Origin of the sequence: Actinomadura sp. NPDC023710, from assembly GCF_040639875.1 — a bacterium.
Lineage (GTDB): Bacteria > Actinomycetota > Actinomycetes > Streptosporangiales > Streptosporangiaceae > Spirillospora > Spirillospora citrea.
Genome location: NZ_JBFAGB010000011.1, coordinates 23,212 through 38,158, shown reverse-complemented (window position 1 = coordinate 38,158; position 14,947 = coordinate 23,212). Strand labels below are relative to the sequence as shown.

Annotated in this window: 13 protein-coding genes, 1 other RNA gene and 1 pseudogene; 8 read left to right on the top strand and 7 right to left on the bottom strand. The window is 73.8% G+C overall.

Annotation, left to right across the window (positions count from 1 at the left end; all coding sequences use genetic code 11):
• The first annotated feature begins 112 nt into the window (after positions 1-112).
• Positions 113-664, top strand: coding sequence for a helix-turn-helix transcriptional regulator (locus tag AB0H37_RS14625; protein WP_360613000.1), 552 nt, complete (start codon positions 113-115; stop codon positions 662-664).
• 1 nt (position 665) lies between these two features.
• Entirely contained in the window at positions 666-1,829 is a 1,164-nt protein-coding gene (locus AB0H37_RS14620; protein ID WP_360612998.1) for a tyrosine-type recombinase/integrase, read from the top strand.
• Between the two features lie 30 nt (positions 1,830-1,859).
• Here AB0H37_RS14620 and rnpB read toward each other — a convergent pair.
• The 4 genes from rnpB to AB0H37_RS14600 form a co-directional block, all read right to left on the bottom strand.
• An RNA gene (gene rnpB / locus AB0H37_RS14615) (RNase P RNA component class A) lies at positions 1,860-2,256 on the bottom strand.
• 55 nt (positions 2,257-2,311) lie between these two features.
• Entirely contained in the window at positions 2,312-3,415 is a 1,104-nt protein-coding gene (locus tag AB0H37_RS14610) for a bifunctional RNase H/acid phosphatase (RefSeq protein ID WP_329087833.1), read from the bottom strand.
• Positions 3,412-4,155, bottom strand: coding sequence for a C4-type zinc ribbon domain-containing protein (locus AB0H37_RS14605; protein WP_179836409.1), 744 nt, complete (start codon positions 4,153-4,155; stop codon positions 3,412-3,414). Before AB0H37_RS14605 ends, AB0H37_RS14610 begins: the two co-directional genes overlap by 4 nt.
• The gene (locus tag AB0H37_RS14600; protein WP_179836410.1) at positions 4,152-4,973 is read right to left on the bottom strand and encodes a Nif3-like dinuclear metal center hexameric protein; all 822 of its coding nucleotides are present in this window, start codon (positions 4,971-4,973) and stop codon (positions 4,152-4,154) included. The genes AB0H37_RS14605 and AB0H37_RS14600 overlap by 4 nt, the downstream gene beginning before the upstream one ends.
• A gap of 114 nt (positions 4,974-5,087) precedes the next feature.
• On the opposite strand from AB0H37_RS14600, the gene AB0H37_RS14595 reads away from it, so the two are divergent.
• From AB0H37_RS14595 to AB0H37_RS14575, 5 genes and pseudogenes are all read left to right on the top strand, one after another.
• Positions 5,088-5,648: a pyridoxamine 5'-phosphate oxidase family protein gene (locus AB0H37_RS14595; RefSeq protein WP_360612995.1), complete on the top strand. Its 561-nt coding sequence runs from the start codon at positions 5,088-5,090 to the stop codon at positions 5,646-5,648.
• 45 nt (positions 5,649-5,693) lie between these two features.
• Positions 5,694-6,038, top strand: a complete 345-nt coding sequence (locus AB0H37_RS14590) for a DUF6191 domain-containing protein (protein ID WP_179836412.1) — start codon at positions 5,694-5,696, stop codon at positions 6,036-6,038.
• Between the two features lie 52 nt (positions 6,039-6,090).
• The gene (locus AB0H37_RS14585) at positions 6,091-6,489 is read left to right on the top strand and encodes a hypothetical protein (protein ID WP_185026136.1); all 399 of its coding nucleotides are present in this window, start codon (positions 6,091-6,093) and stop codon (positions 6,487-6,489) included.
• Between the two features lie 69 nt (positions 6,490-6,558).
• A pseudogene (locus tag AB0H37_RS14580) lies at positions 6,559-6,648 on the top strand (DUF2510 domain-containing protein); the annotation flags it as partial.
• Positions 6,649-7,305: 657 nt separating this feature from the next.
• Positions 7,306-8,187, top strand: a complete 882-nt coding sequence (locus tag AB0H37_RS14575; protein WP_360613234.1) for a M48 family metalloprotease — start codon at positions 7,306-7,308, stop codon at positions 8,185-8,187.
• On the opposite strand, the gene AB0H37_RS14570 is transcribed toward AB0H37_RS14575, so the two are convergent.
• Complete coding sequence (locus AB0H37_RS14570) at positions 8,151-10,286, bottom strand: hypothetical protein (RefSeq protein WP_360612993.1); 2,136 nt, start codon at positions 10,284-10,286, stop codon at positions 8,151-8,153. The genes AB0H37_RS14575 and AB0H37_RS14570 overlap by 37 nt on opposite strands.
• Before the next feature lie 269 nt (positions 10,287-10,555).
• Here AB0H37_RS14570 and AB0H37_RS14565 point away from each other — a divergent pair, with 269 nt between their 5' ends.
• A complete protein-coding gene (locus AB0H37_RS14565; RefSeq protein WP_360612991.1) occupies positions 10,556-13,267 on the top strand; it encodes an ATP-binding protein in 2,712 nt (903 codons plus the stop codon).
• Here AB0H37_RS14565 and AB0H37_RS14560 read toward each other — a convergent pair.
• Together AB0H37_RS14560 and AB0H37_RS14555 are read right to left on the bottom strand one after the other, a co-directional pair.
• A complete protein-coding gene (locus tag AB0H37_RS14560; RefSeq protein ID WP_329087815.1) occupies positions 13,264-13,662 on the bottom strand; it encodes a RidA family protein in 399 nt (132 codons plus the stop codon). The genes AB0H37_RS14565 and AB0H37_RS14560 overlap by 4 nt on opposite strands.
• A gap of 73 nt (positions 13,663-13,735) precedes the next feature.
• Positions 13,736-14,947, bottom strand: a complete 1,212-nt coding sequence (locus AB0H37_RS14555; RefSeq protein WP_360612989.1) for a nucleotide disphospho-sugar-binding domain-containing protein — start codon at positions 14,945-14,947, stop codon at positions 13,736-13,738.

The window sequence follows — 14,947 nt, the reverse complement described above, 5'->3', positions numbered from 1 at the left end:
CCCGTCGATTCTGCGGAAAATTCCAACCGATGCGGCGGAACTTCCCGTCGCTACCGAGAATCTTGGGGGGCGACTGGACTTCCCGTCAAGTCGTTCCGTATGCTCCGTCGATATGACGGAACTACAGAGTCCGAGCGATGCCGTGGGCCAGCGAATCAAGGAGCTTCGGAAGAAGCGGGGATGGTCCTTGGACGACCTCGCTCGCGTCTGTGCAGAGAAGAGCGGTGCCGACCAGCTCACTGGCAACGTCATCGAGAACATCGAGCACGGCCGGAAGGGAAAGGATGGTCGCCGGCGTCGCATGGTGACGGTCGACGAACTGCTCGTCTTCGCCGATGCGCTCGACGTCGCCCCGATTCACCTGCTCGTCCCGATCGATGACGAGGAGTATCCGGCGGTGCCTGCTCATGTCGACAGCACGCGAGCCGTCCGGGCCTGGATCCGTGGTGAGTACTTCCTCGAAGGTCGAACCGACCTACGCGTCTTCACCAGCGAAGTCCCAGAGCATGAGTTCGGGAAGACACGCATTCCGGACGAGACCGTGACCTTTGAGCGGACGCAGGAGAACGGGCAGCCAGAGCGGCGCGTCGTCCACGTGGACAGCCTCGAATACCTCCGTAGCTCCCGCTCGAAGGAGTGGCGCCGGATCGACGAGAGGCGTTGACGTGGCGCGCGTCAAAGACCTGTGGTGGACGTCCGGGGAGCCGAAGCGAAAGACGGCGAAGCACCCGGACAACAGCGGTAACCGCGAGGCGTGCCGGTGGCTCGCGTGCTGGACGGGGTCGGACGGCCGGGAGAAGACGAAGGCGTTTCGGGTCAAGGCGCACGCCCAGGCGCACGCGACCGCCCAGGAGGCCGACCGCCTACGCGGGGTGTACGTCGACCAGAAGCGCGGCCGGACGACGCTGGAGGACTACGCCACGGGCAAGTGGCTCCCCGCCCAGGTGCACCTACGCCCCAACTCGGCCGACACCTACGGCAGCCACCTACGCACGCACATCCTGCCGATGTTCGGCCGCCGGCGCCTCGGCGAACTCCAGCGCAGCGACATGAAGGCGTTCGTCGGGATGCTCGCCGACAGACTGGCGGCCTCTACGGTGCACACCGTGTTCGCCGTCCTGCGGTCCGTCCTGCAGTCCGCAGTAGACGACGGGATGATCCCGGCGAACCCGTGCGCACGGGTACCGCTCCCCCGTGTCGAGCCGCGCGTCGTGGTACCAATGGCGGCGGCCGACGTCCTCGCCCTGGCGGACGCCATCACGGGGCGCTATCGCGTCACGGTGCTGCTCGGCGCCGGGCTCGGCCTGCGCGAGGGCGAGGCGCTCGGCCTCACCGTCGCGCGGGTCGACTTCCTGCGTCGGATCGTCCGCGTTGAGGAACAGGCGCAGGGCGGGAAGCTCGTGCCGCTGAAGACGAAGGCATCCCGGCGGCGCATCCCCGCCGATGACCTGATCCTCGCTGAGATCACGCGGCACATGCAGCGGCCGAGATGGACCCCGGGGCCGGAGGGCGTACTCGTGACGAACCGGTGCGGCCGCATCGCTCAGCGGAAGTCGTTCAACACCTGCTGGCGCGAGGCCGTCGAGGAGGCCGGCCTGCCGGAGGGCACGCGGTTCCACGACCTCAGGCACTTCTACGCGTCCGGGCTCATCCGGGCGAACCTGAACCCGAAGGTCGTCCAGAGTCGCCTAGGGCACGCCACGATGGCCGAGACATGGGACACCTACGGGCACCTGTTCCCGGACGACGAGGAAGCGGGCCGCGGGGCGATCGAGAGCCTCCTCGTCCCGGAGCAAGCGGAACCAGGACGGAACTCGACTGGCTCATGAGAGCCGCGCCGCAGGTCAGGGGGATTGGGGCGGACGAGTCGGCCTGTAAGCCGGGTTCTGTGTCCGCCGTCCCTTGCGGGGCGGCGGGTGACGGCCATCCATCTCGGGCCGCCGTTGCCGGCGGCCTCCAGCGGTCTACCCGCAGGCTCGGGCGGGCCGCCCTCAGGCACCTGCGCGGGGCCTCTTGCGGGGCCCCTTCTTGACCTTGCTCCGGGTGGGGTTTACCTAGCCGCCCACGTCACCGTGGGCGCTGGTGAGCTCTTACCTCACCGTTTCACCCTTACCACCGGCGAACCGGTGGCGGTCTGCTTTCTGTGGCACTGTCCCGCGGGTCACCCCGGGTCGGCGTTACCGACCACCCTGCCCTGTGGAGCCCGGACTTTCCTCGACGGGGATCGCTCCCCGACGCGGCCGTCCGGCCGGCTCGTCCGCCGTCCAACAAGGTTAGCGGCTCCGTGTGCCGCACACGCACCCGTCACCGGTCAGGCGGGTAGGTGGTGGGTGTCGTTGAAGGCACGCAGGGTCGCCGGGCCGTCGGCGTACCAGTCGATGGACGTCAGCGCCGCCACGTCGAGGTGCATCCGGTACAGGGACGGCATGGGGGCGCCCAGGGCGTCCTTGACGAGGAGCTTGATCGGGGTGACGTGCGAGACGACCAGGACAGTCTGCTCGCGGTAGCGGACCTTCAGCTTGTCCAGCGCCGTGCGGACGCGGCGGGACACCTGGGCGAAGCTCTCCCCGCCGGGCGGGGCGGCGTCGGGGTCGGCCAGCCACGCCTTCAGCTCGGCGGGCCAGCCCTTGCCCGCCTCGGCGAACGTGAGCCCTTCCCAGTCGCCGAAGTCGGTCTCCCGGAAGCCGTCCTCGACCCGGACCTCCAGGCCGGTGACGGCGGCGACCTCGGCGGCGGTGTCGCGGCAGCGGGACAGGGGCGAGGTGACGATCGCGTCGATCCCCCGGTCCTTGAGGGCGAGGGCGGCGGCGCGGGCCTGGGCGAGGCCGTGCGGTGTCAGGGGGGCGTCGCCGATCCCGGCGAAGCGCTTCTCGATCGACAGGGGCGTCTCGCCGTGCCGTAGCAGGAGCGTGGTCGTCGGGGTGGACGAGGCGGGCCGGGGTGGCGGCTCGGGCTCCTCCGGCGCCTCCTCGACCTTGCGCGTCCAGTGCTCCCCGCGGGCGGCGGCGTCCATGGCCTCGTTGGCGAGCCGGTCGGCGTGCGCGTTGCGGTTGCGCGGGATCCAGCTGTAGGACACCGAGCCCAGCGCGGTCGCCAGCTCGCGGGCCTCCAGCGCCAGCGGCACCATGTCCGGATGCTTGATCTTCCAGCGGCCCGACATCTGCTCCACGACGAGCTTGGAGTCCATCCGGACCTCGACGCGGGCGGACGGGTCGACCCCGGCGGCCGCCGCGAGCCCGGCGATCAGTCCCCGGTACTCGGCGACGTTGTTGGTGGCGTGCCCGATCGATTCGGCGACCTCCGCGAGCACCTCGCCGGTCAGCGCGTCGCGGACGAGCGCCCCGTACCCGGCGGGACCGGGGTTTCCGCGCGAACCGCCGTCCGCCTCGACGACCAGCTTCCTGCCGGCGCTCACAGACCCGACTCGGGCGTCCGGACGAGGACGCGGCGGCACTCCTCGCAGCGGATGACCTCGTCCTCGGCGGCGGCCCGGATGCGGTTCAGGTCGACGGTGTTCAGCGCGAGGTGGCAGCCCTGGCAGGCGCCGCGGTACAGCTTGGCCGCGCCGACGCCGCCGAACTGGCCGCGCAGCTTCTCGTAGAGGGCGAGCAGGTCGTCCGGGACGTCCTTGGCGACGGCGGTGCGCGCGGCGCTCGACGTCCCGGCCTCGTCGTCGATCTCGCGCTGGGCGGCGTCGCGGCGCTCGGTGAGCCCGGCCAGCTCGTCCTGCGCGCCGGACCGCTCCGCGTTCAGCGCGGCGACCCGGCCCTCGGCCTCCTCGGTCCGCTCCATGATCTCCAGTACAACCTCCTCCAGGTCGGACTGGCGGCGGTGCAGCGACTCGATCTCGGTCTGCAGGCTGCTGAGGTCCTTGGCCGAGGTCACCTGCCCCGAGTCGAGCCGCTTCTGGTCGCGGTCGGCGCGGGTGCGGACCTGGTCGACGTCCTGCTCGGCCTTCTTCTGCTCCCGCCGCAGGTCGCCGACCTCCGTCTCGGCCGCGACGATCGCGTCGCGCAGCTCGGTCAGCCGGCCCTCCAGCCGCTCGATCTCCGCCAGCTCGGGCAGCGTGCGGCGGCGGTGCGCCAACCGGTCGAGGGAGCTGTCGAGGTCCTGCAGGTCGATCAGGCGAAGCTGGGCTTGCGGTGCGGCTTTCACTGTGCTCCTTCGTCGTGGAGTGTCCACGCGTCGGTGACGAGCGTGGACACCCGGGTCTCCAACTTGCCCGCTTCCGGGGACGACCCGGCCAGGCGCCGCTCGGCGTCGGCGAGCCAGGGCCATTCGGTCGCCCAGTGCGCCGCGTCCACCAGGGCCGGGCCGCCCTGTTCGGCGAACTCCGACGCGGGGTGGTGCCGCAGGTCGGCGGTGAGGTAGACGTCGACACCGGCCGCCTGGGCGGTGCCGAGCAGGGAGTCGCCGGCGCCGCCGCAGACGGCGACGGTGCGGACGGGACGGTCCGGGTCGCCGGCCGCCCGCACGCCCCACGCGGTGGACGGCAGTCCGGCGGCGGCGCGCCGGGTGAACTCCCGCAGCGCGACCGGCTCGTCCAGTTCCCCGATCCGGCCGAGGCCGCGGCGTGGGTCGTCGTCCGCGGGGACCATTGGGCGCAGCCCGCCGGTGAGGCCGACGGCCCGCGCCAGCGCGTCCGACACGCCCGGGACGGCCCGGTCGGCGTTGGTGTGCGCGGTGTGCAGCGCGATCCCGTTCGTGATCATGCGGTGGACGAGGCGGCCCTTGGGCGTGGTGGCGGCGACCGAATGCACCCCGCGCAACAGCAGCGGATGGTGGGTGACCACGAGGTCGGCCTCCCACTCCAGCGCCTCGTCGACCACGGCGGCGACGGGGTCGACCGCGAACAGCACCCGTCCCACGTCCTGGCCGGGGTCGCCGCAGACGAGGCCGACGGCGTCCCAGGACTCCGCCCACGCGGGTGGATAGAGCTCCTCCAAAGCGGAGATGACATGGGATAGGCGCACGTCCCGCAGGCTACCGCGCCTGGGCGCTCCCAACGAGCCACCGAGCGTCACCCCGAGACGCCAAGGTCTGTAACGATATGGGACGGGACAGTGCACGACCGAGGGAGGAACGCCATGTCGGCCGCCGGCGCCGCTGCGGAACCGGAGCCCATCCAGCCCGTCCAGCCCGTCCAGCCCGTCGAACCTAAGGCGGAACGTCCGTACATGCCGGGTTACGGCATCCAGGGACCGCACGAGGGGAGCGGCCTGCTCCCGTGGTCCTGGGCCGTGGAGCGGCTCCGGGCCGCCCGGAACTTCTGGGTGTGCACGGTGCGGCCGGACGGACGACCGCACGCCATGCCGGTCTGGGGTGCCTGGTCAGGGGAGGCACTGCTGTTCAGCAGCGCGGTGCCGTCCCGCAAGATGGTGAACCTGCGGGGGAACCCGCAGGTCGTGGTCACCACCGAGGAGGCCGAGAACCCGGTGGTCATCGAGGGGCGAGCCGAGATCGTCACCGAACAGCGGGAACTACAGCGGTTCATCGACCTGGTCAACTCCAAGTACGCCACGCGCTATCGTGTCGATTTCCTGGATCCGGAGGTGAACGCCACCGTCGCGGTGCGGCCACAGTCGGTGTTCGGGCTGCGCCAGGGAGATTTCACCGGTTCTCCCACCCGGTGGTCGTTCGTAACCTGAAGGTCCGCTGGGATCATTCTGGAGACTCATCGCGTTGGAGAGTGTGTGAAGCCACCCTTTCGCCGCCGCAAGCGCGTCAAGGGCCGCCCGATGGGCAACCGCCCGGAGGCGGCCGAGCCGGAGACCATCGAGTGGCCCCGTGAGGGGACGGGCAAGTCGTCCCTGATGGGGGCCATCCGGGGCGATGGCGAGACCGGCGCCGGCTTCGGCGGCGGCATGTTCGAGGACCTCGCCTCCGCCTTCGAGGGCTCCAAGAAGGTCAAGCAGGAGGAGCAGGAGCGGCAGAAGGTGCTGCGCCAGGACGACCACGAGCAGACCGGATCCGGCAACGCCCGCGACGACCTGGAATCCGGCAAGATCCGGATCCGCCGCACCCCGCCGTCCGAATGACCGCGCCGGCGCGCTCTCGAACATAAGTTCGAGTCCGGGTTATCCTGCCCTCGTGAGCACCTACGTTCCGCCCGGCTGGCCCTCGCAGGTGCATCCACCGGGCACCGACCGCTTCGTGGACACGGCGCTCGCCTGGCTGCTGGAACTCGTCCCGCCCGAGTACCGCCGCTACGGCGTCCTTCGCCGCTACCCCATCGCCCTCGCCCGCATGGCCCGCCACCACGTCCACGCGTCCGTGGAGGCGGCCCGGGAGGGCTTCCGGACCGCTCGCGTCGATCTCGGGGACGTCGTCCCCCCGCACGGCGTCGAGTCGGTCCTGGACGCCTACCGCCGCGAGGGCGCCCGCCTCGTCTCCCTCCTCCAGGGGATCGAACTCGTCGAGACGGCCCTGCGCGGCCTCGCCGAGCCGGACGATCCCGCCCATCGCCGCCCCTTCACCCCCAAGCTGTGACCACCGTGTTGACGCTGTGTCGCGGCGTGCGCAAGCCTTGATCTGTTCTTTACGGGAGGCGGGGTTCCGGTGAGCGCACCACCTGGGTGGTACCCAGATCCAGAGCGGATGGGACGCGAGCGCTACTGGGACGGCCAGACCTGGACCGACCAGTCGCGCCGCTACGACTCCCGCGCCCGCCGCCGCGCCTCCCTGAGCGCCGACCCCCCGCCGGCCCCCACCCCCCGTCCACAACGGCCCGGGCCCTCACCACAAGCACCACGGACACCGGGCTCACCACCGCCGCCAGAGCCCGAGCCGCCTCACCCCGCGCCCCAGCCCACCCCGCCCTCTGTGGTGGAGACGCCGCCCGCGTCGCAGCCGCCCTTGCAAGAGGCTCTCCCCGAACCACCCACGCCTCCCCCGCCGAGCCTCGGCGCCCCGCGCCCGCCGCACCCACCCGCGCCATCCCGACACCCGGAACCGCCGCGTCCGGAACCGGCGCGACCTGCTGCGCCTCCGCCACCACGGCCCGCGCAGACGCCGCCTCGGGAGGAGGCTCGGCTCGAATCGCCCGCACCTCCGCCGCCGCGGGGGCTCGGCGGGTCTCGGGCACCGCGGCCGCCCGTATCGCCGCCGCGGCCTGGGGCGCCGCCGCTGGCCGCTCAGCCGCCGTCCTTGCAGGAGGCCCGGATGGAGACGTCGGCGCCCCCTACGCCGGGTCTACGGAAGCCCCATGCTCCGCGGCCTCCGGCGCCGCGGCCCGCCCGGCCGGTGCGTCGGCCGCCGGTGCCGGAGCGACGGGCGGCGGAGGTGCCGCGCCAGGCGGACGTGCCGGTGCCGCGTCATCTTCCGCCGGGGCGGCCGCAGGGCACGCCGGCCGGGCGGGCCGGTTTCGCGATCGGGCTGGTCGTGGCGGCCGAAGGGGGTGTGGTCGCCGCCGTCGCGTTCGGGGCGGGGTCCCTCTGGCCCTTCTGGGGCGCGGTCTCGGTGCTCGCCGTGTGGGCGCTCCTGCTGCTGGCGCCCCTCAGCGCCCCGCGCTCGTACGGGTACCGGGAACCGGAGGCCGACGAGCGCGCGCGGCTGGAGCACGCGTGGCGCTACGTGCAGCAGCACGCCGGTGTCAGCGGCTACCGGCTCATGATCGTCGAGTCGGAGGGGCTGAACGCGTGCAGGCCGTCGGCGCGCACGGTGGCGGTCACGTCGCGTTCGGCCCGCTCGTTGACGCCCGAACACCTCGCCGCCGTCCTCGCCCATGAGCTGGGGCATCTCCAGGGGTGGCGGGCGGTGCCGGCGTTCGTCCACGCGCAGGTGACGCTGCCGAACCGGAGCCTGCAGTGGGCGCTGCGCACGGCGTGGTCCCCGATCGGCCCGATGTGGAAGCGGGCCGTCGAGTGGCACCGGCCGATCGGCTTCCTGGGAGTGTTGCTGCTGGCCGTCGTCGCCGCGGTGGTGACGGTGCTGGTGGCGGTGCCCGCCGCGCTCGCCTACGCCGCGTCGCTGGGCGCGCGCCTGCTGAGCGCCGGCGGCGAGGCGCGGGCGGACGCGGCGGCGGTGCGCATGGGGTTCGGCGCGGACCTGGTCGCGGCCGTGGAGCACCGCATCGAGCACCAGCCCGACGGGCTTCCGCTGCCCCTCGTGCGGCGGGCGCAGGCGCTCCGCCGACGGCTCGGCCGAGCCGCTCAGGTCCTCCCGCCGAACAGCGGCGGCGGCCCCTGACCGGGATCGTCGGGTGGCCGCGGGCCGGTCTGCTGGCCGGGCGGCGGGCCCGGCCGGGTCGACAGGGGCGCCCGCGGCGGGGGCGGCGTGGCCGGGCCGGCCCATTGCGGGGCGGACGGCGCGCCCCACTGCTGGGGCTGCGGCGCCGGTCCGGGCGAGGTCAGCGCCGCGCCAGGGGCGGGGAGCGCCGGCTGCGGGGGCGGCGGGTCCGGGAGGGGGCCGGTGGTGACGCGGTCCAGTGTGATGATGGCCGGGTCGCATTCGACGGGCGTGATCGTGCGGCCGCCGCCGGGGGCCGACTCGACCAGCAGCAGGGCGTGGTCGGGCAGGTGCTGGAGGGTGACGGGTTCGACGACGTACTCGTACACGCGCTGCGTGGTGTCGGCGTCGCTCCAGTTGGTCCCCTCGGCGAAGGAGTAGGCGGCCGACCAGTTCCGGGACGTGGAGGTGGAGGTGCCCTCGGTGTCGCTGAGGCTGGTGGAGCCGCCCCGGTTGCTGCCGCGCTGGTAGGACGTCGAGCGGTCGGGGAACAGGCCGAACATCTCGCCGCCCGAGTAGCTGGTGCCGGACGAGCGGTTCGTCCCCCAGTTGCTGGACGTCCCGGTCGTGCGGCTGGTGCTGTAGGTCTCCGAGTCGCCCGTGCCCTCGGTGTCGGTGGTGGTGTGGGACTCGTTCCCGCCGACGTTCTTGGTGATCTGCGACAGGACGAACCGGTGGTCGCGACCGATGAAGTCGGCCGCGCGGGCCGCGTCCTCGTGGTTGCCGAGCCGCATGAACGCGACGGCGCCGCCGCCGATCATCTCCGCGGACGTCTCCCGCAGCCGGCGGAACAGCAGGGTCAGCGGGACGCCGCGCCGCTCGCAGGCGTCCGAGAGCCGCTCCAGGTGGCGGCGGGCCAGCTCGTCCGCGCCGGCGACGACGAGGGCGGGCGTGGAGGCCCGCGACGCGGTGATGCGGTGCGTCACCCACTGGACGATGAGGTCGGTCAGCAGCTCGGAGCGGACGTTGCGGGCCTGGCTGTCGAGCGCGACGCAGGTCAGGTAGCCGGCGCCCTCCTTCTCGGCGGGCGCCGTCCCGAGGTCCTCCAGCGGGTGGACGTAGGACTCGATCCGCGACAGGTTCGCGTGGGCCTGCCGCCGGTACTCCACGGTGAACAGCTCGCCGGCGATGCGCCTCCGCTCCTCGCGGGTCAGCGCGTCGCCGTCGTCGGGCTCGCCCATCAGGGCGCGCAGGGCCGCGGCGATCCGGCCGAGCGTGACGTCGCCGCCGAGCGCGTCGCAGACCTTGCTCAGGATCCGGTCGTCCATGCTGCGGTCGGCGCGCGCGGCGTCGGGCGTGCCGCCGTGCATGGACTCGACGATCGCGTCCACGAGGTCGCGGGGCGACATGTCGGCCAGCAGGCTGGACGAGGCCTGGCGGCTGGGCAGCAGTTGCGCGTCCACGCCCATCCACGCCGCCTGCGCCAGCTCGACCAGTTCGCGGCTGACGACCTCGCGGGACAGGTCGAGCACGAGCAGCGGCTGGACGGCGAGGGTGGACGTCCCGTAGGTGGTGAGCAGCGCCTCCCACGCCCACAGCGTCCCGCCGAACACGTCCAGGCGGCGGCCGGGGCGCTGGGCGGCGCCCCACTCGGGCAGGCCGTCCAGCCGCGCGCGCTCCGCGGCGTCGTGGGCCTGCTTGCGCGCGTGCCACTGCCGTGCCTGGTCCTGGTAGCCGCCGATGATCTGTTGCTGGGCCAGCTCGTGGGCCTGCCGGGCGCTCTGCCGCTGCCGCACGGCCCACCATGTCAGCGCCGCGCCGGGGGCCAGGGCGACGGCGGCCAGCAGGAGCGAGGCGATCGAGACGTCCTGGGAGCCGCCGGCCGAGCAGGCGGCGAAGAGCACGAGGATCGTCGCGATCGCCGCGCTGACCGGGAGCGTCCGGCTCAGCCTGCGCTGCGCGAGCTGCTCGGTCTGCACGACCCGGCGCGCCAGGTAGTCGGGCAGCGCCTGCTGCCGGGGCGGCGCGTCCGGGAAGGGGTGCAGGAACCACCAGCGGTCGCGGAACACCCAGCCGAGACGGGGATCGGGGGTGAAGAGCCGTTCCCGGCGTGACAGCAAGCCCCCATGGTCGACCGGACCGGCCCTCACGATCTGAACCCCCGTCCCCGTCCGGGTGCTGGCGTTATCGCCACGCCCGTCCCGTCCCGCTCGGTATGCCGCAAATAACCCAAGCAGATTGACATGTGACTTGTCAGGCCCCTCGTAAGGAATCGGCCTTCCCAAAGGGGTCCTTGCTCAATAGCCTGACTGCTCATGACCTTGGACCGAGGCGAGATCGCGAAAATTTCCGGCCCGGCCCGCCGGCGCGGCTGACCATGTGGGACGTCGTGCGCGGTCTTCCGGTGTGCCGGCTGACGGAGGTCCCCCGCCCGGACGAGACGGACGGACGGGACGAGTGGCGCGACCAGCGGCTCGCGGCGCTGGTGTCGGCGTACCACGCGGGCAGGGACCCGGTGCTCGTCGGCTGGCGGCGCGCGGAGGCGTTCGGCCCGACGGAGGTGTTCGTCGGCGGGGACGGGCTCCTCGCCGACCGCGACGGGCCCGCCGCGACCCTCAGCCTCCCCGCGGGCGGGCGCGGCATTCTGCTGCCCCAGGGCGTCGGCGAGGACTCGATGGCCCACTGGGTGAGCATCGGCGGCATCGCCGACGGCCTGCTCGTGGAGGATCCCCCGCCGGAGGAGCCCGCGCGGCCGTCCCTGGAGGACGGCCTGCTCTCGGTGTGGATGCAGCCGTTCGCCTGGATGCTGGTCGCCGAGCCCGTCGACCCGGACGAGGCGCGGCGTCTCGCCGACGACCTGGCCGACCGGCAGCAGCGCGCCCGGTCGATGGCGGAGCTGTCGCCGGAGGACTCCGTCACGGCCGTCCGGATGGACAGGCGGCACCGCGAGCTGCGCCAGGCGGCCACGTCCGGCCTCTGGCGGGTGCACCTGGCGGCCGGGGCGGCGACGCCCCGGGCCGCCGCGCGGGTCGCGGCGCTCGTGTGCGCGTCGGCGGACCTCGGCCGCCTGCCGTACGCGCTGGTCCCGGGCGCGGCGGGGCCGTTCGAGGCGAGCACGCAGCTCGTCGCGGCGCTGGCCCGGCCGCCCGTCCGGGAGATCGCCGGGGTCCGGTTCGTGATGCGGCCGGAGTTCGACGTCACGCCCGAGTCGCCGGACACCGGGGTCGGGCTGGGACGGGTCCTGGACCGCAACCGCCGCGACGTGGGCCCGATCTCGCTGCCGCTGTCCAGCCTGAACCGGCACACGTTCGTGTGCGGCGCGACCGGCTCCGGCAAGTCGCAGACCGTCCGGTCGCTGTTGGCGGCCGCGTCCGCGGCGGGGCTGCCGTGGCTCGTGGTCGAGCCCGCGAAGGCCGAGTACCGGCTGATGGCGGCGCGGCTCCCCGACGCGGAGGTCGTCACGATCCGCCCGGGGGACGCGGAGGCGATCGCGGCCGGGATCAACCCGCTCGAACCGGCGACCGGACCGGACGGGCGGCCGTTCCCGCTGCAGACGCACGCCGACCTCGTCCGCGCCCTGTTCCTCGCGGCGTTCGAGGCCGACGAGCCGTTCCCGCAGGTGCTCGCGGCGGCGCTGACCCGCTGCTACGAGCGGCTCGGCTGGGACCTCGCGCTCGGGGAGCCGACCGCGCCGGGCACCGTGCCGCGCTACCCGACGCTGGCCGACCTGCAGGCCACCGCCGAGCAGGTCGTCGAGGAGATCGGCTACGGCCAGGAGATCACCGACAACGTGCGCGGCTTCATCCGGGTCCGGCTGTCCAGCCTGCGGCTCGGCACCACCGGGCGGTTCTTCGAGGGCGGCCACCCCATCGACTTCGACGCGCTGCTCGCCCGCAACGTCGTCCTGGAGATCGAGGACGTCGGGGACGACCGCGACAAGGCGTTCCTGATGGGCACCGTCCTGGTCCGGCTGGTCGAGCACCTGCGGCTGCGGCAGCGGCGGGGCGCCCCGTCCGGGCTGCGCCACCTCAGCGTGTTCGAGGAGGCGCACCGGCTGCTGCGCCGCAGCGAGCAGGCCGGGCCCGCGTCCCACGCCGTGGAGACGTTCGCGAGCCTGCTGGCGGAGATCCGCGCCTACGGCGAGGGGCTGATCGTGGCGGAGCAGATCCCGTCCAAGCTCGTCCCGGACGTCATCAAGAACACCGCCGTCAAGATCGTCCACCGGCTGCCCGCGAAGGACGACCGGGACGCGGTCGGCGCCACGATGAACATCACCGAGGCCCAGTCGCAGTTCCTCGTCACGCTCACGCCGGGCGAGGGCGCGGTGTTCACCGACGGCATGGACTATCCGCACCTGGTCCGGATGCCGGACGGCTCGCACCTGGAGGAGGCCGCGCCGCCGACGGCCTCGGCCCGCGTGCTGGTGACCCCCCGCAGCGGGACGTGCGGCGCGGACTGCCACGACTCCCCCTGCACGCTGCGGGACATGCGCACCGCCCAGCGCGCCCTGTCCGACCGTCCCGACCTGGTGGTGTGGGCGGAGCTCGCCGCCGCCGCCCACCTGACCGGCTGGGGCTCCCCGCGCCCGGCCCCCTCCGTCCTCGACGGGCTGCCGCACCGGATCCGCGACTGCACCGTCTCGCACGCGGTGGACGCGGCGGTCGCGTCCCGCGCCGCCCCCGCCGGTCTGGCGGCCCATCTGGTCACGATCCTGCGCGGCGACGCGTGCTCCGCCGACGAGATGGAGTTCTTGGCCGCCCCGTACCGCTGGTGCCTCGTCCTGGAGGAGCTCGGCGAGGCGCAGCGGACGACCTCCGGCGGCGGACGCCATCCACTGAGCGGGGACTGGGAGAGCCGCTACGGGCGCGCTGTTCCCGGCGAAACGCTCGCCGAGCAGCTCCGCACCGTCAACGCCTGGTGGGACCGCGACCAGCGCGACCTCGCCGCCCGCGACTTCGCGCTGTGGGGGTCCTCGCAGGCGCTGGAGACCGCGGTGGGCGCCCTGCGCACCGATCCCGACTGGCCCGACCGCCTCCGCGAGGCGACGTCCGGCCTCGGTGACCTCGGCGGCCTCCTCGGCTCCTTCACCACCGCCGGCTAGCCGCGCCCGTTCCGCGCCCTCCGCGCGTCGACCTCGATCTCGATCTTCATGCGGGGGTCGGCGAGCCCGCACACCTGCATCGTCGCGGCCGGCCGCACCTCGCCGAAGCGGCGCCGCAGCACGGGCCAGCAGGGCTCGAAGTCGGCGCGGTCGGGCAGCAGGTACCGGACGCGCACCACGTCGGCGAACGTGCAGTCCGCCTCCGCGAGCGCGGCCTCGATGTTGCGCAGGCACTGCTCGGCCTGCTCCACCACGTCGTCGGAGATCGTCATGGTGGCGTAGTCGAACCCGGTCGTGCCCGAGACGTGCACCCGGTCGCCGTCCACCACGGCGCGGGCGTAGCCGATCTGTTCCTCGAACGTCGAACCGCTGAGGATCGCGCGTCGTTCCGTCATGGTCGAGAGTATGGAGCGCCCCGGTCTCCCGACCGTTCGCGGGGTCGGGCGGCGCACGCCACCGCGCCGCGGGTCACGCCAGTTTCTCCAGGCGGTCGGCGGCCTCGGCGGCGCCTCCCGCCGCGGCGAAGGAGTCCCGGACGCGCCCGGCGGCGGCGCGGTGCGGGCCGTCGGCCAGGACGGTCGCGAGGGCGGTCCGCAGCTCGTCCGGCCGGACGCCGTCGAACGGAACGGCGGTCCCCGCGCCCGCCCTCTCCACCAGCCCCGCGATGATCGGCTGGTCGTCCCGGATCGGCGCGGCCACCAGCGGGAGGCCGTGGGCCAGCGACTCGCACACGGCGCCGTAGCCGCCGTCGCAGACGACCGCCGACATCCGTTCGAGGAGCTTCGGGCGAGGGACCTGCCGGCGGACGAGGACGTTCGGCGGCACGTCCCCCACCGTCCCGGGCGGGGCCGCGAAGACCGCCTGGGCGTCCAGCTCGCGGACGGCCTCGGCGGCGACCCGGAAGAACCGCTCGTGGGAAGGGTCGCCGGCGGTGCCGAGCGAGACGAGCACGGCGGGCCGGCCGTCCAGCCGGTCCCACGGGAACGCGCTCGGCGCCGGACGGCCGAGGACGGGCCCCACGAAGGCGAAGTGGTCGGGGAAGAACGAGACGTCGCCGAGCAGCGCCCCGGTGGAGAAGACCAGCACGAGGTGGTCGGAGAAGCGCAGGTCGAGCAGGTCGTCGATGCCGTGGTCGAGCTGGAACCCGCCGATCCGCTCGCGCACCCGCCGCTCGTCGTCCGGCCGGTCGGCGAGGGGGCGGGTGAACTCGGCCGGCGTCGCCGCGGACGTGGCCCAGGGGATCTCGCGGCGGCGGGCCGCGACGGGCGCGGCGAGGACGAGCTGGTCGCCGACCACCACGTCCGGGCGGAACCGGTCGACCGCCGTCTCGACGCCGGGCAGCATGGCGTGGCCGAGCGGGACGAGGAACTCCTCCCAGAAGGCGGGGTCGGCGGGGCCGCGCGTCCGGAGGCGGTCGTCGCGCAGGCGCGCCGCGTCCTCGTCGGCCAGGGCGCTGAAGATCCGCGAGCGGGGGCGCAGCAGGGGTTCGAGGGACGCGCGGTGGCCCGTCCAGGCGACCTTGTGGTCGCGGCGGGCGAGCTCGGCGGCGACCGCTGCGACCGCGGCGACGTGCCCGGCGAGCGGCGGGACCGCGAACAGGAAGCGGCGCGACGGGGTGCACGCCCGCGCGACCCCGGGGTCGCCCAGCAGGGACGGGACCCGGACGCGGCGGGCGCTCAC